This window comes from Mesorhizobium sp. P2_E10 (assembly GCF_056404235.1).
In genome coordinates this window covers 203,356-224,332 of sequence record NZ_JBFUEK010000006.1, presented here as the reverse complement: position 1 = coordinate 224,332, position 20,977 = coordinate 203,356, and the positions used below count along the sequence as shown (strand labels likewise).

23 protein-coding genes are annotated in these 20,977 nt (G+C 62.5%); 11 read left to right on the top strand and 12 right to left on the bottom strand.

Annotated elements, in window-relative coordinates:
- Positions 1-11: 11 nt before the first annotated feature.
- The 3 genes from AC1D0N_RS18270 to AC1D0N_RS18260 form a co-directional block, all read right to left on the bottom strand.
- On the bottom strand, positions 12-356 hold the full coding sequence (locus AC1D0N_RS18270) for an ArsR/SmtB family transcription factor (RefSeq protein ID WP_477246278.1): 345 nt from the start codon (positions 354-356) through the stop codon (positions 12-14).
- A 5-nt stretch (positions 357-361) separates the two neighbouring features.
- Positions 362-1,018, bottom strand: coding sequence for a glutathione S-transferase family protein (locus tag AC1D0N_RS18265; protein ID WP_477246276.1), 657 nt, complete (start codon positions 1,016-1,018; stop codon positions 362-364).
- Positions 1,019-1,140: 122 nt separating this feature from the next.
- Complete coding sequence (locus AC1D0N_RS18260; RefSeq protein WP_477246274.1) at positions 1,141-1,971, bottom strand: alpha/beta fold hydrolase; 831 nt, start codon at positions 1,969-1,971, stop codon at positions 1,141-1,143.
- 102 nt (positions 1,972-2,073) lie between these two features.
- On the opposite strand from AC1D0N_RS18260, the gene AC1D0N_RS18255 reads away from it, so the two are divergent.
- The 3 genes from AC1D0N_RS18255 (at position 2,074) to AC1D0N_RS18245 (ending at position 3,547) form a co-directional block, all read left to right on the top strand.
- The gene (locus AC1D0N_RS18255) at positions 2,074-2,601 is read left to right on the top strand and encodes a winged helix-turn-helix transcriptional regulator (protein ID WP_477246272.1); all 528 of its coding nucleotides are present in this window, start codon (positions 2,074-2,076) and stop codon (positions 2,599-2,601) included.
- 79 nt (positions 2,602-2,680) lie between these two features.
- The gene (locus tag AC1D0N_RS18250) at positions 2,681-2,920 is read left to right on the top strand and encodes a hypothetical protein (protein WP_477246270.1); all 240 of its coding nucleotides are present in this window, start codon (positions 2,681-2,683) and stop codon (positions 2,918-2,920) included.
- Between the two features lie 195 nt (positions 2,921-3,115).
- Positions 3,116-3,547: a GlcG/HbpS family heme-binding protein gene (locus AC1D0N_RS18245; protein ID WP_477246268.1), complete on the top strand. Its 432-nt coding sequence runs from the start codon at positions 3,116-3,118 to the stop codon at positions 3,545-3,547.
- 164 nt (positions 3,548-3,711) lie between these two features.
- On the opposite strand, the gene AC1D0N_RS18240 is transcribed toward AC1D0N_RS18245, so the two are convergent.
- The 3 genes from AC1D0N_RS18240 to AC1D0N_RS18230 all read right to left on the bottom strand — a co-directional run bounded on the left by AC1D0N_RS18240 (position 3,712) and on the right by AC1D0N_RS18230 (position 5,449).
- The gene (locus AC1D0N_RS18240; RefSeq protein WP_477246266.1) at positions 3,712-4,113 is read right to left on the bottom strand and encodes a hypothetical protein; all 402 of its coding nucleotides are present in this window, start codon (positions 4,111-4,113) and stop codon (positions 3,712-3,714) included.
- Between the two features lie 244 nt (positions 4,114-4,357).
- The gene (gene rpmF / locus AC1D0N_RS18235) at positions 4,358-4,540 is read right to left on the bottom strand and encodes a 50S ribosomal protein L32 (protein WP_008834724.1); all 183 of its coding nucleotides are present in this window, start codon (positions 4,538-4,540) and stop codon (positions 4,358-4,360) included.
- Positions 4,541-4,687: 147 nt separating this feature from the next.
- On the bottom strand, positions 4,688-5,449 hold the full coding sequence (locus AC1D0N_RS18230; RefSeq protein WP_477246265.1) for a biosynthetic peptidoglycan transglycosylase: 762 nt from the start codon (positions 5,447-5,449) through the stop codon (positions 4,688-4,690).
- Between the two features lie 79 nt (positions 5,450-5,528).
- On the opposite strand from AC1D0N_RS18230, the gene AC1D0N_RS18225 reads away from it, so the two are divergent.
- The 6 genes from AC1D0N_RS18225 to ssuD all read left to right on the top strand — a co-directional run bounded on the left by AC1D0N_RS18225 (position 5,529) and on the right by ssuD (position 11,720).
- Entirely contained in the window at positions 5,529-6,446 is a 918-nt protein-coding gene (locus AC1D0N_RS18225; RefSeq protein ID WP_477246263.1) for a polyprenyl synthetase family protein, read from the top strand.
- Positions 6,447-6,727: 281 nt separating this feature from the next.
- Positions 6,728-7,495: an FkbM family methyltransferase gene (locus tag AC1D0N_RS18220; protein WP_477246262.1), complete on the top strand. Its 768-nt coding sequence runs from the start codon at positions 6,728-6,730 to the stop codon at positions 7,493-7,495.
- A 314-nt stretch (positions 7,496-7,809) separates the two neighbouring features.
- Positions 7,810-8,817: a taurine ABC transporter substrate-binding protein gene (gene tauA / locus AC1D0N_RS18215; protein ID WP_477246260.1), complete on the top strand. Its 1,008-nt coding sequence runs from the start codon at positions 7,810-7,812 to the stop codon at positions 8,815-8,817.
- A gap of 67 nt (positions 8,818-8,884) precedes the next feature.
- Positions 8,885-9,697, top strand: a complete 813-nt coding sequence (locus AC1D0N_RS18210; protein ID WP_477246258.1) for a taurine ABC transporter ATP-binding protein — start codon at positions 8,885-8,887, stop codon at positions 9,695-9,697.
- On the top strand, positions 9,694-10,542 hold the full coding sequence (locus tag AC1D0N_RS18205) for an ABC transporter permease subunit (protein ID WP_477246256.1): 849 nt from the start codon (positions 9,694-9,696) through the stop codon (positions 10,540-10,542). Before AC1D0N_RS18210 ends, AC1D0N_RS18205 begins: the two co-directional genes overlap by 4 nt.
- A gap of 35 nt (positions 10,543-10,577) precedes the next feature.
- Positions 10,578-11,720, top strand: coding sequence for an FMNH2-dependent alkanesulfonate monooxygenase (ssuD, locus tag AC1D0N_RS18200; RefSeq protein WP_477246254.1), 1,143 nt, complete (start codon positions 10,578-10,580; stop codon positions 11,718-11,720).
- 30 nt (positions 11,721-11,750) lie between these two features.
- Here ssuD and AC1D0N_RS18195 read toward each other — a convergent pair whose 3' ends face one another.
- From AC1D0N_RS18195 to AC1D0N_RS18185, 3 genes are all read right to left on the bottom strand, one after another.
- The gene (locus tag AC1D0N_RS18195; protein ID WP_477246252.1) at positions 11,751-12,752 is read right to left on the bottom strand and encodes an NADP-dependent oxidoreductase; all 1,002 of its coding nucleotides are present in this window, start codon (positions 12,750-12,752) and stop codon (positions 11,751-11,753) included.
- A gap of 87 nt (positions 12,753-12,839) precedes the next feature.
- On the bottom strand, positions 12,840-13,706 hold the full coding sequence (locus tag AC1D0N_RS18190) for an alpha/beta fold hydrolase (RefSeq protein ID WP_477246251.1): 867 nt from the start codon (positions 13,704-13,706) through the stop codon (positions 12,840-12,842).
- Between the two features lie 80 nt (positions 13,707-13,786).
- Entirely contained in the window at positions 13,787-14,602 is an 816-nt protein-coding gene (locus AC1D0N_RS18185; RefSeq protein WP_477246249.1) for an oxidoreductase, read from the bottom strand.
- A 103-nt stretch (positions 14,603-14,705) separates the two neighbouring features.
- Between AC1D0N_RS18185 and AC1D0N_RS18180 the strand changes: the two genes are divergently transcribed.
- Positions 14,706-15,290: a TetR/AcrR family transcriptional regulator gene (locus AC1D0N_RS18180; RefSeq protein ID WP_477246247.1), complete on the top strand. Its 585-nt coding sequence runs from the start codon at positions 14,706-14,708 to the stop codon at positions 15,288-15,290.
- Positions 15,291-15,393: 103 nt separating this feature from the next.
- On the top strand, positions 15,394-17,727 hold the full coding sequence (locus AC1D0N_RS18175; RefSeq protein WP_477246245.1) for a response regulator: 2,334 nt from the start codon (positions 15,394-15,396) through the stop codon (positions 17,725-17,727).
- Positions 17,728-17,731: 4 nt separating this feature from the next.
- On the opposite strand, the gene AC1D0N_RS18170 is transcribed toward AC1D0N_RS18175, so the two are convergent.
- The 3 genes from AC1D0N_RS18170 to ispG all read right to left on the bottom strand — a co-directional run bounded on the left by AC1D0N_RS18170 (position 17,732) and on the right by ispG (position 20,814).
- Positions 17,732-18,463, bottom strand: coding sequence for a class I SAM-dependent methyltransferase (locus AC1D0N_RS18170; RefSeq protein WP_477246243.1), 732 nt, complete (start codon positions 18,461-18,463; stop codon positions 17,732-17,734).
- 85 nt (positions 18,464-18,548) lie between these two features.
- Entirely contained in the window at positions 18,549-19,358 is an 810-nt protein-coding gene (locus tag AC1D0N_RS18165) for a transglycosylase SLT domain-containing protein (protein WP_477246619.1), read from the bottom strand.
- Positions 19,359-19,560: 202 nt separating this feature from the next.
- Positions 19,561-20,814 carry a flavodoxin-dependent (E)-4-hydroxy-3-methylbut-2-enyl-diphosphate synthase gene (ispG, locus tag AC1D0N_RS18160; protein WP_477246241.1) on the bottom strand — a complete coding sequence of 418 codons (1,254 nt, stop codon included), beginning with the start codon at positions 20,812-20,814 and terminating at the stop codon, positions 19,561-19,563.
- Between the last annotated feature and the right edge of the window lie 163 nt (positions 20,815-20,977).

The following is a 20,977-nucleotide window of genomic DNA, read 5'->3' as shown; positions in this document are numbered from 1 at the left end:
GGTTGTCTCCTTCAGTTTTCGTCGATTTCATCTTTGGTTTGCGCCAGGAAGTCGCCCAGCCGGTCGAGCCGACGCTCCCAGGTCAGGCGCCGTTCGTTGATCCAGTGCTCGGCGCTCCGCAACGCTTTCGGCTCGATCTGGCAGGTGCGCACCCGGCCGAGCTTTTCCGTACGCACGAGGCCGCTCGCCTCGAGCACATTGAGGTGCTGGACGACCGCCGACAGCGACATCGCCAGCGGCTCGGCCAGCTGGCTGACCGAAGCCGGGCCACGCGACAGCCGCTCGACCATGCTGCGCCGCGCCGGGTCGGCAAGCGCCTGGAACATCAGGTCGAGCTGGGCGGTATCGTGCAGCATCGGGCTCAACCGTTGTTGTAGGGAAAGAATTTGAAGTAAGGCTGCGCTTCCTCGATGACGCGGACGACCGACGGGCGTTGCAGCAACCGGTCGTGATAGCGCTTCACGGCCGGGTATTTGTCACCCAGCGGCTCGACTTTGTTGGCGTAGAACAATGCCGGTGCCGCGGCGCAGTCGGCCATGGTGAAGGCCTCGCCGGTCGCCCATGTCTTCGATTGCATATCCTGCTCGATGATGGCGTAGGCATTACGCAGTTGCGCGCGCGCCTCCTCGACCCCGAACGGGTCGATCTTGTCCTGCGGCCGCAACCTGTCGGCGACGATCTTCTGCATCGGCGCCTGGACGTAGAAATCGTAGAAGCGATCGGCCTGGCGGACTATCAGCGCCAGGTCGATGTCGGCGGGAACGAGGTCGACCGGACCGGGATAGTGCGCGGCCAGATATTCGATGACGATGGTCGATTCCAGCACCGTGCGGTCGCGCGCATCGTCGCGCAGCGCCGGCATCTTGCCTGTCGGCGATATCCTGAGGAAGGCCGCGCGTGATTGCTCATCGCCGAGATCGACGATCACGGCGGCGAACGGCGTGCCGTTCTCGTAGAGCGCGATCAGCGGCTTCCAGCAGAAGGACGCCAGCGGATGGAGATGCATCGTCAGGGACATTGTCTTGCTCGTCTCTTTTCGTGGTTTGCAGATCTGGCCTTGCGCCGCGGCAACAGCTTAACGCTGAAGCATTTGCTTAACTATTGCCGCAGCCATTTTGTGTCAAGGTCCGGCTCGGGCGCTTAGCTGGGTTGGGTATGGGCTGTGATGGCGGCGACAATTGTCGCCCAATCCTGGGGATGCAGTTCGTGGCCACCACCTTCGATGCGGACGAGCCGTCCGCCGGGCACCGCTTCGGCAAGGGCTGCACCATGCTCGACCGGAAAGATTGGATCTGACGTCCCGTGAATGACGAGAAGCGGGGCCTTGATCTCGTGCAGGCGCCCTTTCCAGTCCTCGCCGCCTTTCAGCATGAAATGATTGGTCGCGCTCAAGAAGCCACCGGATCGGTCATAGTCCTGTTCGATGAACGCCCGCGTCTTCGCCTCGTCGAAGGGATGCACGGTGCTGGCGATCGCGTGTGCGTCCTTGACGATGAAGTCGACCACCTGCTCGCGGTTCGACCAGTCGACATCAGCCCCCTCGGCCGAGTGCTCCATGTAGGCTGCCGTCGTCCCAGGTAGATGCGACGTGTCGATCCCCACCGGCGAACTGCTGATCACCGTCAGCGAGATGACACGCGAGGGGTGTTTCAACGCCACCAGCTGCGCGATCATGCCGCCCGCCGACATGCCGACCACATGCGCCCTCGCTATGCCGTAGCTGTCGAGGACACTGACGGCATCGTCCGCCATGTCGTCGAATGTGTAGGCGCCCGGCGCATATTTGGTCGACAGGCCGGTATCGCGATTATCATAGCGGATCACGAAACGACCTTCGCCGGCGAGCTTGCGGCAAAGCGCCTCCGGCCACCATAGCATCGAAGCCATGGCGCCCATGATCAGCAGCAGCGCTGGATGTGCGGAATCGCCAAACGTCTGCGACTTGATTTCGGGTGCTTGAGCCTTGGCCATGGGAATCTCCTCTCCACCATCTAAACTGATTGCATTTTGCAATCGGTTGCACGATAATAAGACTGATACGATAATGCAACCAGTTTTTTTCTGGAGAGTCGCATGAGCCTCGATCACCGGTCCGGATGCCCGATCAATCTGTCGCTGGAAGTGTTTGGCGACCGCTGGAGCCTGATCATTCTTCGCGACATGATTTTTGGCGGCAAACGCCATTTTCGCGAACTGCTCAACGGCTCGATGGAAGGCATCGCCTCCAACATCCTCGCGGACCGGCTGAAGCGGCTGATGGAGCTTGGCATGCTGACCAAGGCCGACGATCCCAGCCACAAGCAGAAGGCGATCTACAGCCTGACCGAAATGGCCATCACGTTGGTGCCCATCCTGGCGCATCTCGGCGCCTGGGGCCGTGTCTGGCTGCCGGTCAGCGAGGAACTCTCGATCCGTGCCGAGCTGCTGGAAAAAGGCGGCCCGCCATTATGGGAACGGTTCATGGATGAGCTGCGCCACGACCACCTGGGGGCGCCTTCCGCCACGCTGGCAGGCGCCACCGTCCGCGCCACCTTGCAGGCCGCATACGAGGCCGTGGTCGCCCGCAAGGCGCAGGCGGCCGGGCGCCACCCGGTCTCCTGACCAACTTATTTTGCCATTTGCAGGCCGGCTCTGCTATCAAGTGACTGAAAATCATAATTTACGGGATTGGAAAACGCACTTGGTTGAGAACTCTAAGGACACTGCCCGCGCGCGGGCCGATTCGCGTTTCAAGAAGCAGGAAGAAGCAGCCACGGTCCGCCAGAAGGCGATGGCGGAATATGTCGCCGAAAGCGATGCACGCCAGGCCAAGACCAATAAGCTGAGGGCGCTGCGCCTCGCCAAGGAAGCCGAAGACCTCGCCAATGCGCCCGCAGCCCCGGTCAAGAAGCCGGCGCGCGCCAAGAAAAAGGTCGCCTAGAAACCCCGTCTTCTGCAGCAGGTCTGGAAACGGCTGGACGGCAACGCCATATCGGGACGGTGCCCGCCAACGGCATGATCCAGAATGCCATCGGCCTCCACTACGCCTCTTCACGCGAAGCAATTTCAACCGCAACCGGGATTTCATTTCTCCCGCTCCCGGTCAATGAATCACGCGTTCCAACAGGAGACTGCCATGACCGTCCTGACGCTCGACAAAGCCAAGCAAATCATCGAGGCCGCCTTTGCCAAGGGTGCCGAATTGAAGTTCAAGCCGTTGGGCGTCTCGGTGCTCGACGCCGGCGCCCATCTGGTGGCTTTCCAGCGCCAGGACGGCGCCTCGTTCCTGCGCCCGCAAATGTCCGCCGGCAAGGCCTATGGTGCGCTCGCCATCGGCATGGGCTCGCGCCGCGTCGAGGCGTTCGCCAAGGAGCGCCCGCATCTGGTCGCCGGCATCTCCGACGTGTCGGGAGGGCGCGTGCTGCCAGTTGTCGGCGGCGTGCTGATCCGCGACAAGGCGGGCGTCGTCATCGGCGCTGTCGGCATTTCCGGCGACACGTCGGACAATGACGAGGCGGCTGCCATCGCCGGCATCGAGGCGGCAGGCTTCACCGCCGACCCCGGCTAAGCGTCTTTTGGCGTAGAGGCGAGGGTGCGTTGAGATTAAGGTCAGGCCGAGTCGAGAAGGGCGGTTTCCGAGAACCGGAACGGAGCGTACTTTTGGGTACGTGAGTACCGGAAGCGCAGGAAGCCGCCCTTCGCAGGCCGGCATCACCTGAATATCAATGCAGCCTAATTGAGATTGATATCCCTGCTGGCTGACCGCATCGAGACGGAGAAGCCGGCAAGCACATCGAACAGCGCGATGAGCATCAGCGTGAAGAAGACGGAGTGCGCCGCGCCCTTCACCAGCAGGAACTCGACCAGGAAGGCGACGAAGACCAGCGTCGACAAAAGATGGTCCATGATCGAGGCGTTTGTGGTGCGCACCGACTTCACCATTTCGAGGAACAGGAAGACCAGCCCGATCAGCACCATCAGGTCGCCGAGCGTCATCGAGAACACACCGCCCGACATCATCTTGAACGAGAAGATTTCGCTCGCCCACGGATCGTCGCCGCTGCCGAATATTCCCAGAAGCCCGAGATTGTAGAGCACGAAAGGCACGATCAGCAGCGGAATGGCACCGAACATCAGGCGGCTCCGGGTTGGACTGCCTTCTGTAGTATGCGCCCGGCGCCCGCCGTCAAGAATTTTCGTCGGCAACCGCAAACACGGAAAGAAACCGCGCGAAACAACGGTGTCAGCTGAGCCCGGCCTACATCCGTAGAGCTGGCCGCACGCTCACGCCCCATTCAGCTCAGCGATCAGCGCTTTAAACGCAAAAAGACCGGCCACTGGCCGGTCCTTTAGAACTCAACCTTCGAGAAAGCTGGTCTCAGCTTTCCTTGGGCGTCAACACCTGGCGACCGCGATACATGCCGGTCTTCAGGTCGATATGGTGCGGACGGCGCATTTCGCCGGAATTCTTGTCCTCGACATAGGTCGGGGCCTTGAGGGCGTCGGCCGAGCGGCGCATGCCGCGCTTGGACGGAGAGGTTTTGCGTTTCGGAACGGCCATGGATATGCTCCACTACATGGTCAAAAAGCCCCGCCCGCCCTCGTGAAAGGGCCGTGTCAGGGGCCGAAATCTGAAGAAGTCGGGTGCCTATACACGCCTGATGTGGTTTTGGCCAGCACTGCGCCGAATTTTTTTGAAGCCGGCAGACTAGTGAAGACAGCCGACATAGGCGCCGGACCTTCCGGCGCGCCGCTCGATCAGCGCCGCCAGCCGTCTCAGCCCCGGTCCAGGCTTGGCCGGGTTGCGGGTGATCGGGTTGGGCAGACTGACGGCCAGCAGTGCCGCCTGGCGCCGTGTCAGCTGTTTTGCCGAGACACCGAAATGATGCTGGGCGGCGGCCTCGATGCCATAGATGCCCGGTCCCCATTCGGCGATGTTGAGATAGATTTCCATGATCCGCCGTTTCGACAGCACCGCGTCGAAATAGACCGCCAGCGGCAGTTCGACCACCTTGCGCACAGAGCCAAGCGGCCGCGACCACAGATAGAGGTTCTTCACCGTCTGCATAGTGATGGTCGACGCGCCGCGCGTCATCTCGCCGGCCAGCGCGTCGTCGACGACGCCGCGCAACTCGCCAAAATCGACGCCGCGATGGAAACAGAACTGCCCGTCCTCCGACATGATCACCGAATTGGCCAGCACTGGCGCCACATCGTCGATCGAAACCCAGCGTCGGTCGTAGCCGGAAAACGTCGCCAGATCCTTCAGCATCAATGTCGACACCGGATGCACGAAGGACGGCATGTAGAGGAAGGTCAGCACCGTCGGGATCAGCGCCAGCACAGCAGCCACGACAATGCCGCGCCGGACCCAGCGTTTGAGACCGATGCGGTTGCCGCCTTTCGGTCTCGCCGCCATGTCCAGCCCTTCGATTTCTTGATCGACGATCGGTTCCGCCAAGCCGCTCAACCCGTGCTACACCCCTGCTCCGGCATAATGGCGCTTGGCTTCTTGCGCAACGTCTGAGTGTCGGCTACCGCTCCCGGCTATGACGAAAGACGACCAAATCGCCTTCGAAACGCTGCTTGGCGCGCGCGCGGGCGCGCTGGAAGTGCTGCTGCGGCGGCTTCTCGACGCACGCACGCTTTCTGGCGAGATCGCTCGCCCGGAACGCCTGATGGCGGCAATGCGCCACGGCGTGCTGAACGGCGGCAAGCGCCTGCGCCCGTTCCTGGTCTTGGAAAGTGCCGCTTTGTTTGCCGCCGATGACGAGGCGGCACTGCGCGTGGCGGCGGCGCTCGAATGCGTGCACTGCTATTCGCTGATCCATGACGATCTGCCTTCCATGGACGATGACGATCTGCGCCGCGGCCAGCCGACCGTGCACAAGGCTTTCGACGAGGCCACCGCCATCCTTGCCGGCGACGCCTTGCTGACGCTTGCCTTCGACATCCTTGCCGACGAGGCGACGGCGCTGCCGGCGGAGCGCCGGGCAGCGCTGGTGCTGGCGCTGGCGCGTGCCGCCGGCGCCGGCAGCATGGTCGGCGGCCAGATGCTCGACCTCGAAGCCGAGCGTATCAGGCCCGACGAGGCCGGCATCATCCGGCTGCAGGCCATGAAGACCGGCGCGCTGATCCGTTTTGCCTGCGAGGCGGGCGCCATCATCGCCGGCGCGCCACGCGAAGACCGCGACCGGCTGGCCGAATTCGGCTCGGCGATCGGCCTTGCCTTTCAGCTTGCCGACGACCTGCTCGACCTGACGGCTGACATCAGCCAGATGGGCAAGGCCACCGGCAAGGATGCCGCCGCCGGCAAGGCAACGCTGGTCGCGTTGCATGGCGCGAAATGGGCGCGGCAGCAGCTTCATGGTCTCGTTGACCAGGCCCATGCGCTGCTCGAACCTTATGGCGAACAGGCGGTTTTGCTCAAGGCTGCGGCCAAGTTCGTGGCGGCCCGCAACAACTGAGACTGCGCCCCGGTTAGATCGTCGGAAGCCGGTTTTAGAATTGTCTGCGTTGCGCCACCAGTGGTCATACAATGACCGCGCTTGGGGCTCGACTGCAGGTCTGGCGGATATCATTTGCCACGCAATCTGCGTCGCCTGTAAGCTTTCCGAATGGAAATAGGCAACCGACGATGAGGACCCCTGCCTTTGCAAAATGGGCACTCGAACGCATCCCTCATGTGAGACGACTTCGTCGCGACCTTCGCGCTGCGGAGCAAGAGGCGCGACGTCTTGGAGGGATCGTGTCCGAACAATATCGGCGCGACGGGGCCTCCGTTGTGCAACGGGGCGATCTTCGGCTGCTGCTCGACCCTTCCTCGCTGGTCGACAGGGAGATGTTGGACCATGGGGCTTGGGAGTCCACACAAATCGGCCTGATGATCGACGCGGCACGAGCCCTCAAAGACAACCCGCGACGCAAACTGTTTATCGATGTCGGCGCATATTGGGGCCTGTACAGCCTCAAGATGTGGCGCCTGGGAGTGTTTGACGAGATACTTTGCTTCGAGCCGGACGCAAACAACTTCGCGCAGTTGGAAGCGCAGATGTTTCTCAACGGAGCCAGCTACGACATCAAGCGTATCAAGGCGGCCGTTCTGGACTCACCGGGCACTGCGAGATTGCAGCGCAGCACGTCGATTGCAGACGGCAATCGCGGCTCCGCTCTGATACAGGAATCCAGCGAAGACTCCGAGCTCGTCCAGGCAGTCGCCCTTGACGAACTGTTGGATGTCAAAGACGCGATCCTGTTCGTCAAAATCGACGTGGAAGGAAGTGAGGCGCGGGTACTTGCTGGAATGCGGCGGCTGCTCGCGGAGAACGATGTTTATCTGCAGGTCGAGGCTTTTCCTGGGTTCGAAGACCGATTGAAGGATTCCGTGCCGGATAGGCTTACGAAAGTGGCTCAACTTCATTGGGATCATATATTCTCCAACCTTCCGTCCTTGCCGTTGCAAAGTGCTTCGGCCTCTTCGCTACACCTCCTGCAAGGAAATCCTCTCACTCCGTGAGAAGCGATGGCCGGAGCGCCAGTGCGCGACCAAAGCGACAAAGGGAGATGGACGTCGGGAACCGTCCGTCGAAGCCGTCTATGATTGCCCTTTGCGGGCGCTTTTTCCAGACATAAGACCCGCAAGCATTTTTGCGTGGGCAACAATCCTGGAGTGGCAGCCTGCCGTCCAATCCGAATTCTTTTTTAAGCGCGAGCTGATTTTCAGAATTCCATTTCTATCTAAGTCTATAAGTTAAGTGGACTTTAATCCGACGCTCTTGGCCCGAGCGGGCAATCGAGGGATTTGCCCTCAGTTCAAAAGGATTAAATGCCATGAGAAACCTGATTTCCGCTGCCCTTGTCGGGCTTACTTTGGCGGCCACTTCCGCCGCAGCCCTTGCCGCCGATAAGAAAGTCGTCATCGCCTATCAGACCGGCGCCAACCCCTACAATCTCGGCATCGCCAATGGCGATCTTGCCAAGAAGACCGGCTGGAACATCGAATTCCGCCGCTTCAATTCCGGCGCCGACATTTTCGCGGCAATAGCATCCGGCGACGTCCAGATCGGCGACGTCGGATCGAGCCCGTTCGCCGCCGCCGTCAGCAGAGGCCTCGACGTGAAGGCGTTCTACATCTCCTCGGTCTCCCGTGACGGCGAAGCCCTCGTGGTGCGGCCCGATATCAAGTCGCCGGCCGACCTGCGCGGCAAGAAGCTTGCCGCAGCACCCGTATCGACCGACCACTACCAGCTTCTCGCCGTCCTCAAGCAGGAAGGCATTTCGGAGAAGGAAACCCAGGTTATCGCCATTCCGCAGCCCGAAATCGTCGCCGCCTGGAAGCGCGGTGACATTGATGGGGCCTTCGTCTGGGATCCGGCACTCTCCGAACTCAAGAAGGACGGCAAGGTCCTGCTCACGGCAGGCCAGGTCGCCGATCGCGGCGCGCCGACCTTCGGTGCACTGGTGGTGACGGGCGATTTCGCCAAGGCCAATCCCGACTTCCTCGGGCAGTATGTCCGGCTGATCGACGGCTACAACACGGCCTATCTGAGCAACCCGGCCGCGTGGGGACCGGAGTCCGAGAACGCCAAGCTGATCGCCGGCCTGCAGGGCGGCACGGCGGCCGAAAATTCGGAGCAGTTGAAGACGACTGTGGTTCCGCCGCTCGACGAGCAGGTCTCCGACAAATGGCTGGGCGGTGGTGAGAAGGGCGCCGTGGCGAAAATCCTCAAGGACACTGCGGGCTTCCTGAAGGACCAGAAGAAGATCACCGCCATCAAGGACAGCTACGCCGCAGCCGCTGATCCGGAGTATGCCGACGCTGCCAAGGCTTCGAACTAGAAATCCCCTGACGACATTCGGTTCTGGCTGGCGGAATTCCCGCCAGCCAAACTGCTTGGAGGCCACCATGCTTCGAATCCGCGATGCCAGCGTCACCTTCCCGGCCTCGGATGGCCAGGCTGTGCACGCGCTTGATCACGTCTCGCTCGACATCGCTCCCGATTCCATCGTTGTCGCGGTTGGTGCTTCCGGATGCGGCAAGTCGACATTGCTCAACGCGATCGCCGGCTTCCTGCCGCTTACCGAAGGCACGATCACGCTGGACGGAAAAGAGATTGTCGCGCCCGGCGGCGATCGTGGCGTCGTCTTCCAGAAGGACACCTTGCTGCCCTGGGCCAATGTGCTGGACAATGTCGCGCTCGGCCTCAAATACCGGGGTGTGCGGCGCGGCGAACGCCATGAGCGATCAAGGCACCTGTTGGAACTGGTCGGGCTCGCCGATTTCGCTGAAAAGCCGCCCTATGAACTGTCCGGCGGCATGCGTCAGCGAGTCGGCATCGCGCGGGCGTTGGCCACCGATCCAAAAATCCTGCTGATGGACGAGCCGTTCGGCGCCCTCGACAGCCTGACGCGCGAGACGATGCAGCAGCTTCTGGCCTCGGTCTGGGCCAAGACCGGCAAGCAGATCCTGTTCATCACCCATTCGATCGAGGAAGCACTGACGCTCGGCACCACCATCGTCGTGATGTCGCCGAGGCCCGGCCGCATCGTTGCCCGGTTCGACGCCGACTTCGTTCGCGAGTTCGCCGAGAGTGGCGACATCGGGCCGATCCAGTCCCACCCGCGTTTCATCGAACTGCGGCAGGAAATCCGCTCGCTCATCCACCAGTCGGAAGCCGCCCGCACAGGAACCTTGCCCCGAACAGGAAACTTGCAATGACGCTTGCCGCCAACTCCCCGACTTCATTCCGGCGCTCAACGGCCCAGCGCAGACTGTCCGCTCCGCCGCGCCGGTCCGCATCGACAAGCACGCTCGGCATCAGCCTGGTCACGCTGGCGTCGCTGATTGCCTTGTGGTTCCTCGCCGCACATTTCGAATGGGCGTCGCCGCTGTTCCTGCCGTCACCGGCCGAGGTGCTGACCCAGTTCAGCGCTGTCTGGGTCGACGGTTATGCCAACGGCACTCTCCTCGAGCACACGCTGGCGAGCCTTGGCCGCATCGCCGCGGCACTCGGCGTCGGCATTCTCCTGGGCATTCCGCTCGGCCTGCTGATGGGGCTCAACCGCTGGGTCAAGGGCATCTTCAGCGTTCCGATCGACCTCTACTGGGGCTTGCCGCCGCTGGCCTACCTGCCGCTGCTGATCATCTGGCTGGGCATCGGCGAGACCTCCAAGATCGTGCTGCTGTCGCTGTCGACCTTCGCCCCGATCTGCTTTGCCGCACAGGCCGGTGTCCGATCGGTGCCCGCTGAACGGATCAACGCAGCACTTTCGCTTGGCGCCAGCCGCCGGCAACTGTTCACCAGCATCATCTTGCCGTCGGCATTGCCGGAAATCCTGACCGGCCTGAAGATTGCCATCGGCGCCGGCTTGTCGACGCTGGTCGCCGCCGAACTGATCGCAGCCCAGTCGGGCCTTGGCTACATGATCATGTCGGCCGCCAATTTCCTCGCCACCGACGTCGTCTTCGTCGGCCTCATCGTCATCGCTGTGCTGGCCTTCGCCTTCACCAGCGGCATGCGCTGGCTGGAGCATCGCCTCATCCCCTGGAAGGGCAAGCTCTGACGCTTGCCGCCCCTCATCGCTGAAGGAACAATCCGATGTCCAGCAAGCCACTCGACCTCTACTGGTACCTGCCGACTCATGGCGACGGGTCGTATCTCGGCACTGACCAGCGGCACCGCCCGGCAAGCTTCGGATATCTCAAGGAGATCGCCCAGGCGGCCGACCGGCTTGGCTTCAAAGGCGTGCTCTTGCCCACCGGAACGAGCTGCGAGGACGCCTGGATCGTGGCGGCCGGGTTGATCCCGCTCACCGAGCGGCTGAAGTTCCTCGTCGCACTTCGGCCGGGCAGCGGAACACCGGCGCTGTTTGCGCGTCATACGGCCACACTGGACCGCATCTCCGGCGGCCGCGTCCTGCTCAACGTCGTCACCGGTGCCGATCCTGCCGACCTCGCCGGCGACGGCAACAAGCTCAGCCATGACGAGCGCTACGCGCAGACCGACGAGTTCCTGACCATCTGGCGGCGGATCCTTTCGGGTGAGCCGGCCGATTTCGAGGGCAAGTACCTGTCTGCGCACGGCACCGACATCTCCTTCCCGCCGGTCCAGAAACCCCACCCGCCACTTTGGTTCGGCGGCTCTTCCGACGCCGGCATTGCGATCGCCGCCAAGCATGTGGACGCCTATCTGAGCTGGGGCGAACCGGTGGACCAACTTGCCGAAAAGATCGACCGCGTCAGACAGGCAGCGGCAGCGCAAGGCCGCACGATCCGCTTCGGCCTTCGCATTCATCTGATCGTACGCGAAACGGAGGACGAGGCTTGGGCCGCCGCTGACCGGCTGATCAGCCACGTCACCGACGACCTGATCGCCGAAGCCCAGAACGGATTTGTCCACATCTCGGAATCCGTCGGGCAGAAGCGCATGTCGGCGCTGCACCAGGGCCGGCGCGACAAATTGGTTGTCGGCCCGAACCTGTGGGCGGGACCTGGGCTGGTGCGCGGCGGCGCCGGAACGGCGCTGGTCGGCAACCCCGACAATGTCGCCGCGCGCATTCGCGAGTATCAGGAGATCGGCATCGAAACGATCATCGCGTCCGCCTACCCGCACCTGGAAGAGGCGTTCAACGTCGCCGAACTGCTGTTCCCCAAACTCGGGCTCAGCGGCGAAGCTGCACCCCAGGAGCGCAGCTGGGACGTCGAGTTCGGACGCCCCAAGGTCGCCGCGTCCGCTTCGTGACGTGCTGCCAGCGGAAAGGGAAGGCGTGCGCTATTTGACCTTGATGACGACCTTGCCCTTGGCGCGTCCTGTCTCGACGTAGGCCAGAGCCTCGTTGGTCGCTTCAAAGGGAAAGACCCTGTCGACAACCGGGCGGATCGCTCCGGATTCGATGAGGGACGTGATGTTGCCCAACTGGTCACCTTGCGCCCACATGAACAGGAACGAATACCCGACGCCCCGGCGCCTGGCTTTGGCCCGGATACCGCGGCTCAGCAGGCGCAGCACCAGCCTCAGCACCACGTTCAGCCCCTGCTTCCTGGCAAATTCGGGATCCGGCGGACCGGAAATGGAGATCAGCTTGCCGCCCGGTTTGAGCACAGTCAGGGATTTCTCAAGCGTCCTGGCGTCCTGGCTGTTCACCACGACGTCGTAGCCGGACAGGATCTTCTCGAAGTCGTCGTTCCTGTAGTCGACGACGACATCGGCGCCGAGTCCCTTGACCAGATCGGTGCTCGCCGCGCTTGCGGTCGTCGCAACCTTCGCGCCGAGATGCTTTGCCAGCTGGATGGCGAATGTCCCGAAACCGCCGGAGCCAGCCTGGATGAAGACCTTTTGGCCCTTCTTCAAGCCTGCCCTCTCGATCAGCACCTGCCATGCAGTCAGGCCGACAAGGGGAATGGAAGCCGCTTCTTCCATGCTGAGGTTTTTGGGCTTCAGGGCCACGTCGGCCTCATCGATTGCGATGAACTCAGCAAATGTCCCGATCCGGCCGTCGCGCGGCCGCGCATAGACATCGTCGCCGGGTTTGAATTTGCGGACCTTTGAGCCCACCCTGACGACCGTCCCAGCCACGTCGTGGCCCAGGATGAAGGGCCGGCGATAGGGCAGGATTAGCTTGAACTCGCCGGTCTTGAGCTTGGAGTCCAGAAGGTTCACGCCTGCGGCATGGACCTCGACCAGGACATCCTTGTTCCCGAGCTCCGGCTCCGGCATCTCGGCCAGCCGCAGAACGCCCTTCTTGTTGTATTTGTCGACAACGAATGCCTTCATGGCAGTAACTTTCTGAAAATGTCTATCGGTGTTCCAGGATGAAACAAACCGGCGTCTTTGGCGGCAGAGCCGCCCAGGGGGAAGGTCTCAGCCCTCGAGGAAGGACAGGGCCTTCGGGACGAAATCGGCGTAATTCTGGAAAATCCCGCCATGCCCGGCATCCGGGTAGATGATCAGTTGTGCTCCAGGGATACGCCGGGCGAGATCGTGGGTATTGCTGCTCGGCACCATCCTGTCGTGATCGCCATTCGCAACAAAAGTAGGAATGCGGATGGTGCTCAAATCTTGCGGCGTTTGCAGCCCATAGGCCTTGATCGCTTTCAGTTGCGCGCCGAACGCGCTCAGCGAAATCGCCTTGTCACGGTTGCTCTTGCGCTCTTTCAGCCGCTCCAGAAAGGCGTTCGCGGCACGACGGCCATTCGCCGTCCTTGTGAAGAAGAGATAGTATTTCGCATCCCGAAAAGTCAGCGCCCCCTTGATCATGTCCACGATCGTCAGCGGCGTCACCTTGTCGATGCCTTGACCGCCGACCGGCCCGGTGCCGGTGAGGATGAGTTTACGCACAAGCCCGGGCTCGGTCAGCACAATCTCCTGCGCCACGAAGCCGCCAAGTGAAAAGCCGAAGAGGTCGACTTCTTCGAACCCCAACGCCCGGATGAAGGCGACGGCATCGCGCGCCATCCCGGAGATGGTTGACGGCGTTTTGCCAGCCGAAGCACCGATGCCTCTGTTGTCGAAGGCAATCACCCGCCGGGTCGCGGCGAGACCATCGACGATGCGTGGATCAAAATTGTCCAGCTGAGCGCCCAGATGGTTGAGGAGGATGACCGGCACGCCGGTCCTGGGCCCGAGTTCTCGGTAAACGAATGCCGTGCCGCCGACATCGACGGTGCGCGTTGGCGCATCCTGGAACGATAGCCGTGAATGGGACGACTGATTGACTATATGTGCCATGTTTGACACCTCCGTGCTGTGGCGCCTGACCAATTGTGTCGTGGTTGCCAGTCTCATCTGCGTGAACTCCTCGCTGTGGTTCAGACCGGCAGGCGGAACTGCTTGCGCAAGGTCTTGTCGAACATCTCCGCGGGGACGAAGCGGCGCAGCATGCTGACTTGGCGCGCAGCCTTGCCCGCGGTATAGCGTCGCCGCGGACGGGCATCGGTCGCCGCCTTGACGACCACATCCGCCACCACTTCCGGCCGATCGGCTTTGGGCATGACATCGCGAAGTAGCGCTTCGACCCCGGCTCGGGCCTGATCGTATTCTTTCAACACCGAATCCGGCTCAATGCCGTTCTGGTCGAAGACGGTACGCACGTATGCCGGCTCGATGATCGAGACGCGAATATTGAAGGCGCGCACCTCATGGTCGAGCGATTCCGAATAGCCCTCGAGCGCGTGCTTGACCGCCGAGTAATGCGCTGAGTATGGCGCGGGTACCAATCCCAGAATCGAGCCGATGTTGATGATCCGCCCTTGGCCGCGCCGCCGCATCGACGGCAACACAGCGTTGATCATGCGCATGACGCCGAACAGATTGACGTCGAACAGGGACTGCACCTGTGCGACCGAGGATTCCTCGGCACCGCCAAGCATGCCGACACCGGCATTGTTGACCAAAAGGTCGATCCGCCCGGTCTGCGCCAGCACGGTTGCAACGAGGGCGCTGACGGAGTCGCCATCGGTCACGTCGCATGTCAGCATGGACACCTGCGCCGGGCCGTTGCTTATCGCCCTACGGCTTGTCCCGAAGACGGTATATCCTGCCCGCGCCAGGGCTTCGGCTGTGGCGCGGCCGATGCCCGAAGAGGCTCCGGTAACGATCGCGGTTCTTCCTGAAAGGACACTCATTTGATACTCCAGATGCATGAGGGCTAGCTTTTTGCCATTGGTTGAATTACGATCATAATATCACATTACGTGCATAATGCAATAGCAGAAAGGAAACGCCGCCATGCGCTACGAAAAGGGCCGGAAGGACGCATCCCGCGATCGGATTGTGGAGGTCGCCGCCCAGCGTTTTAGGAGTGACGGCATCGCCGCGTCTGGACTGGCAACCATCATGGGCGACGCCGGGCTGACGAACGGAGCCTTCTACCCGCACTTCCAATCAAAGGCGGAGCTCATCCGCGAAAGCGTGGCAGCGGCCCTGGATGCCCAGTCGCAGCAAATTCAGGAGTTGTTGGCTTCGGGCGGTCCGGAAATGACCATTCAGGCGTATCTGTCGGCCGAGCACCGGGACAACCCGGACAAGGGCTGCGCGTCCGCCGCGCTGCTGCCGGAGATTGCGCGCCAGCCGCCTGAAACGCGCGAGGTCTATACCGAGCGCTTCCTGACCCAGGTGCGGCAGGTGTCTGCCGCGCTGCCGCAGGGCAAGGACCCGGAAGGCGTGGCGCTGGGTGTCTTTGCGACCCTCATCGGCGCGCTTCAGCTGGCCCGCGCGGCGGCAGGGACCGAATTGTCGGATCGCATCCTCGCGGCAGGAGCAGATGCCGCGCGCAGGCTGATCCGGCCGCCTGAGGATGGGAAGGCATCCTAGGGCGGTCAGTTACTGATTTGCCCCGCCCCGCACGAACGAAATTTTAATGTAAATGAAGCGTAATCCCGGCGATTAAAATGATGCGTATGTGTTGGGGTTGCGCATGCCGGAATATTCTTTCTTCATTCGCTCGATCCGCATCCGCTATCTCTCGGGATTGCTGATCTTTGCGCTGGCTTCCGCTGCCGTGATGTTTGCGCTCAACCGCGTAAACTCCTTCCGTCACGACATCGATGCGCTGAGCAGCAACCTCGTCATCTTCACCCGCGATCTGCGCAACGCCACCAGCTTCGCCGAGACGACCGGCACCGCCTGGCGGGCGGAAACGCGCGATGGTCTCGCCGCATCGGCGCGCGGCCATTCCGAACGCCTGACCGGCGAGATCGAAACGCTGACCGCCCAGATTGCCGCGATCAAGCCGCGCCTCTCCAGCAAAACCGTCAACGAACTCGAATCCGCCTCCGTCAACGGCGATCTGTTCTGGTCGACACGCGACATGGTGCGCAACTTCAACCTGATGTCGGTGGCGCAGAAGGCCGATGAATGGAGCTATCGCGAGATCCGCAACCAGAACGATCTGTTTGCCCAGCCGATGCTGGTCCGCGTTCGCACCGCCATGGACGACGAGCGCCATCTGGCTGATGCCTCCGGCGACCGGTTGCTGTTGTGGGCGAGCGGGCTTTTGTTTGCCGTGCTTGCCATCGTTGCCCTGTGGATTTTCCGGCCGATGGAAAAGGCGATCCGCCGCGCCTTCGCCGAATCCGCCGAATCCCTGTTCAAGGCCGAGGCCGCCGATCGCGCCAAATCGGAATTTCTGGCCAATATGAGCCATGAGATCCGCACGCCGATGAACGGCGTGCTGGGCATGGCCGAGCTGCTCGCCAAGACCGAACTGACCCCGCGCCAGAAGACCTTCACCGATGTCATCGTCAAATCCGGCAATGCGCTGCTCACCATCATCAACGACATCCTCGATTTCTCGAAGATCAACGCCGGCCAGCTGACGCTCGACCCGGCCCCTTTCCGCCTTGCTGAAGCGGTCGAGGATGTCGCCACCCTGGTGTCGGCGCGCGTAGCCGAGAAGAACCTCGAGCTGATCGTGCGTGTCGACCCGCGCCTGCCGGCCTTTGTCGTCGGCGACGCCGGACGGTTCCGGCAGATCGTCACCAATCTGCTCGGCAATGCGGTGAAGTTCACCGAAAAGGGCCATGTGCTGATCGATGTCGGCGGCGAAATCGTCGCCGGCCTGGTCCAGCTCAAAGTGCGCGTCGAAGACACCGGCATCGGCATTCCGGCCGAGAAGCTGCAGAACGTGTTCGAAAAATTCGCTCAGGTCGACGGCTCGTCGACGCGCCGCCATGAAGGCACTGGCCTCGGCCTCGCCATCGCCGCCCGCCTCGTCGATCTGATGGGCGGCAAGATCGGCGTCGAAAGCGAGATCGGCCGTGGCTCTGTCTTCTGGTTCGCCGTGCCGGTGCCCTCGCATCAACAGGATGCACGCGACGAGATCGTGCCGGTCGACGTCACCGGCGCCCGCGTGCTGGTCATCGACGACAATCCGGTCAACCGCGAGATCCTGCTCGAGCAGCTGCGAAGCTGGAGCTTCGACTGCGCGGCCGCCGAAAGCGGCGCCGTCGGCTTGGCCTTCCTCGATCGCGCCAACCAGTTGGGCGCCGCGGTCGACTGCATCATCCTCGACTACCAGATGCCCGGCATGAACGGCGCCGATGTCGCCAGAGCCATTGCCTCGGACAGCCGCCTGTCCGCCATTCCGGTCGTGCTGCTAACCTCGGTCGACCAGATCGATTTCGGCAGGATGGTCATCGATTTCGGCATCGCCGCGCATCTGACCAAGCCGGCCCGCTCGGCCATCCTGCTCGGCACCGTCATATCGGTCATCCAGAGGGCCCGCGCCCAGGTCGGCAAGGCACAGTTCGTTCGCGAACCGGTCATCCCCCAGGTAGCGCCGCCTGCCTTTACCGTCATCCGCGGGCCGGCAATGCCGGCATCGGTCGCACCGGAATCGACCGCCACGCCGAACGGACCCATCGATATCCTCATTGCCGAGGACAATGACGTGAACCAGCTGGTCTTCGGCCAGATCCTCAACGGTCTCGGCCTGAGCTACCGCATCGCCGGCAACGGCCGCACGGCGGTCGAGATGTATCGAGCGCTTCGCCCCAAGCTGGTGCTGATGGACGTCTCCATGCCGGAGATGAACGGCTACGAGGCGACCCGCGCCATCAGGGCGATCGAGGCCACGACTGGCAGCCACACACCGATCATCGGCGTCACCGCGCACGCGCTGAAGGGCGATCGCGACAAATGCATCGAAGCCGGCATGGACGATTATCTGCCCAAGCCGGTTTCGCCCGATCGCCTCGGCAGCAAGATCGGCACCTGGCTCAGCGAGACGGTGGTGGCGAAGACGGCATAGCCCGTCAGCGCAGCCGGCCGATCGGGATGATCTCCGGCGATGTCGGACCATAGGGCTCGCCAAGCCAGCTGCCGAGCCATTTCTCGACGGTCAGGCCCGCCTCATCGATCAAACCCGCAAGTTCTTCCTTTGCCGGGAACGCGATTCTCGATTCGGCGCTCAGAATCTCTTTGCGGCCCAAAATGTCATATTGGGTCGAATAGGTGACGACGCCGGTGGTGGCATCGCGCCGGACATCGTTCCATGCCTTGATCGTGCCCAGTCCGACATGATCCAGCATCCGGTGCGATCGTTCTGGCGTCCATTCCAGCCATTCCTCGACCGCGGGATTGCGCGTGTCGAAGATGAAGCGGCCGCCGGGAACAAGATGCGCCGCGATGGTGCCAATCACCGCCTCGCGATCTCCCATCGTGAGAAACACCTGGAACGCATGCCCGGTCAAAAGCACCAGGTCGAAGCGCCGTCCGAGCCGTACATTTCGCGCATCGGCCTCGACCCAGTCGACGCTGTCGCCACCCGCTCTGCGGCGCGCAATATCGAGCATTGCCGAGGCGGGATCGACGCCGGTGACGCTGCGCCCATCGGCAAGTGCCGCGGCCAGTTGCCGGGTGCCGCAGCCGAGATCGAGAACCGAGCGAGCACCTTGGGCGAAGCGGACGCAATAGTCGAAATCAACGCCGCGCTCGTTTTCGATGTCGTAGAACTGGACGAGGTCGCTGTAGAGGCGGTCGGTCATGGCAACCTATAGCTGGAATCTTTGCCGGCACTGCCGACGCCGGAGGATAATTTTAGCGGTCATCTGCAACGCGCCTTCGGAAGCTCTACCGATTGCGCACAACAATACACGCACCGCCGATGCTCTGCAGTTTCTGGCAGATGACGTTGGCGGCGGCGCGATCGTCGACGCCGATGCGAACCGCATAGATGCCGCGCCGGCCGATCGGCGTGCGCACCCGGCTGACGACAGGATCATGGCCGCCAAGCAGAGCCGGAAACCGGCTCCTGACCCTGATCCATTGATTGATCGCCGCCCCGCGGCGGAAATTGCCGGCGACCTGGACGCCCCACGGCTTGATGTTGATCGACGCCATCGCCACGGTCGAGGACATGATCACCGGCAGCTTGCGGCAGGCGACGGCGAAGGGGGCTTTCTTGTCGAGCGGCTGGATGGTGCCGGCATAAGCGGTGTCGGTGAACTTGTCGGCCGGCTCGCCCATAATGTCGAAGACATAGCTCTCGGTCTCCATCGGCAGAAAGCCGCCGGTATCAAGCCAGCGCGACACCCGGCTCTCACCGGCATTGTAGGCGGCAGCCGCCAGGCCGAGATTGCCGAAACCGGTTTTCATTTCAGCGAGGTATTTCGCCGAAGCCGGGATCGCCTGAGCAATGTCGAAGGAATTGGCGAGGCCACGCATCTTGGCGGTGCCCGGCATGAACTGGGCAATGCCCTCGGCGCCAACTGGGCTGACCGCGTTCGGATCGAAGCGGCTCTCCTTCCAGATCAGCCGGGCGAAGAAGTCCCTTGGCAGGCCGTTCTGGTCGGCCTGGGTCTCGATCAGGTCGCAGACCCGGCCGATCAATCTTTTGGCGGCGGATTGCGGTGGATCGGCCTGAGCCCCGTTGCTCCCCAGAAGCCAGATAGAAACCAGGGAAACAATAAGCGCGAGGACGTGCGCCAAACGCTGAGCCCGTGTTGAAAATCGCTCCGGTGAGCCAGATGATGGTGGCTTCGGGGTCGCCCTCGCGACGCGCGGAGCGGACATTCGGTCCGTGAGCACCGGAAGCGCAGAAGACGCCTTCAGGTGGCCGCCGGAGTGGATTTTCGGCATGGGCTCATTCCGCTGCGGCCTTGCCGTGCTGTCCAAACCGCTGCTCGATGTAATCGGCAACCATCTTCTCGAAGTCGGCGGCGATCGACGGGCCGCGCAGCGTCGCTGCCTTCTTGCCGTCGACGAATACCGGCGCCGTCGGCGTCTCGCCGGTGCCGGGCAGCGAAATGCCGATATCGGCGTGCTTGGATTCGCCGGGACCGTTGACGATGCAGCCCATCACCGCGACCTTGAGATTTTCGACGCCCGGGTACTTTTCGCGCCACGCAGGCATGTTCTTCCTGAGATCGGCCTGGATGTTCTGCGCCAGTTCCTGGAACACGGTCGAGGTCGTGCGGCCGCAACCGGGACAGGCGGCGACGATCGGCACGAACTGCCGGAAGCCCATGGTCTGCAAAAGCTCCTGCGACACCTGCACCTCGCGCGTGCGGTCGCCATTCGGCTCCGGCGTCAGCGAGATGCGGATGGTGTCGCCAATGCCTTGCTGCAAAAGGATGCCCATGGCAGCCGACGAGGCGACGATGCCTTTCGAGCCCATGCCGGCCTCGGTCAGGCCGAGATGCAGCGCATGGTCGGAGCGGGTGGCGAGCTCGGTGTAGACAGCGATCAAATCCTGCACGCCACTGACCTTGGCCGACAGGATGATTTTTTCGCGGCCGAGGCCGATCTCTTCGGCCATCTCCGCCGACAGGATCGCCGACTGCACGATCGCCTCGCGCGTCACTTCCTGCGCGGTCAGCGGAAAGCCCTTGGCCTGGTTGTCGTCCATCAGCCGGGTCAAAAGCTCCTGGTCGAGCGAACCCCAATTGACGCCGATCCGCACCGGCTTGTCATACTTGATCGCCATCTCGACGATCGCGGCGAACTGGCGGTCCTTCTTGTCCTTGAAGCCGACATTGCCGGGGTTGATGCGGTATTTGGCCAGCGCTTCGGCGCAGGCCGGATGGTCGGCCAAAAGCTTGTGGCCGATATAGTGAAAATCGCCGACCAGCGGCACGTTGATGCCCAGCCTCTGCAAGCGCTCATGGATACGCGGCACGGCGGCAGCGCTCTCGTCGCGATCGACGGTGATGCGCACGATCTCGGAGCCGGCGCGATGCAGCGCCGCAACTTGCGCGACCGTCTGGTCGATATCGGCGGTGTCGGTGTTGGTCATCGACTGCACGACGACCGGTGCACCGCCGCCGACGATCACGCCGCCGACATCGACGCCGACCGATGTGCGGCGCGGGAAGGGAGAAGAGAAATATCCGGTCATGGCCGGCCGCCTTTTATCTGCAAGGTCCGGGCATGAGGTGGAGGAGCAAAGATGGCTTGTCAATGGCGACAGGTCGCCACTGGGCGATCAAATCGCTCACGCAATCATGGCAGGAACCGCATTGCGGGGTGCCGCCAGAAGCATCGATTTCGGAAATTTGCTG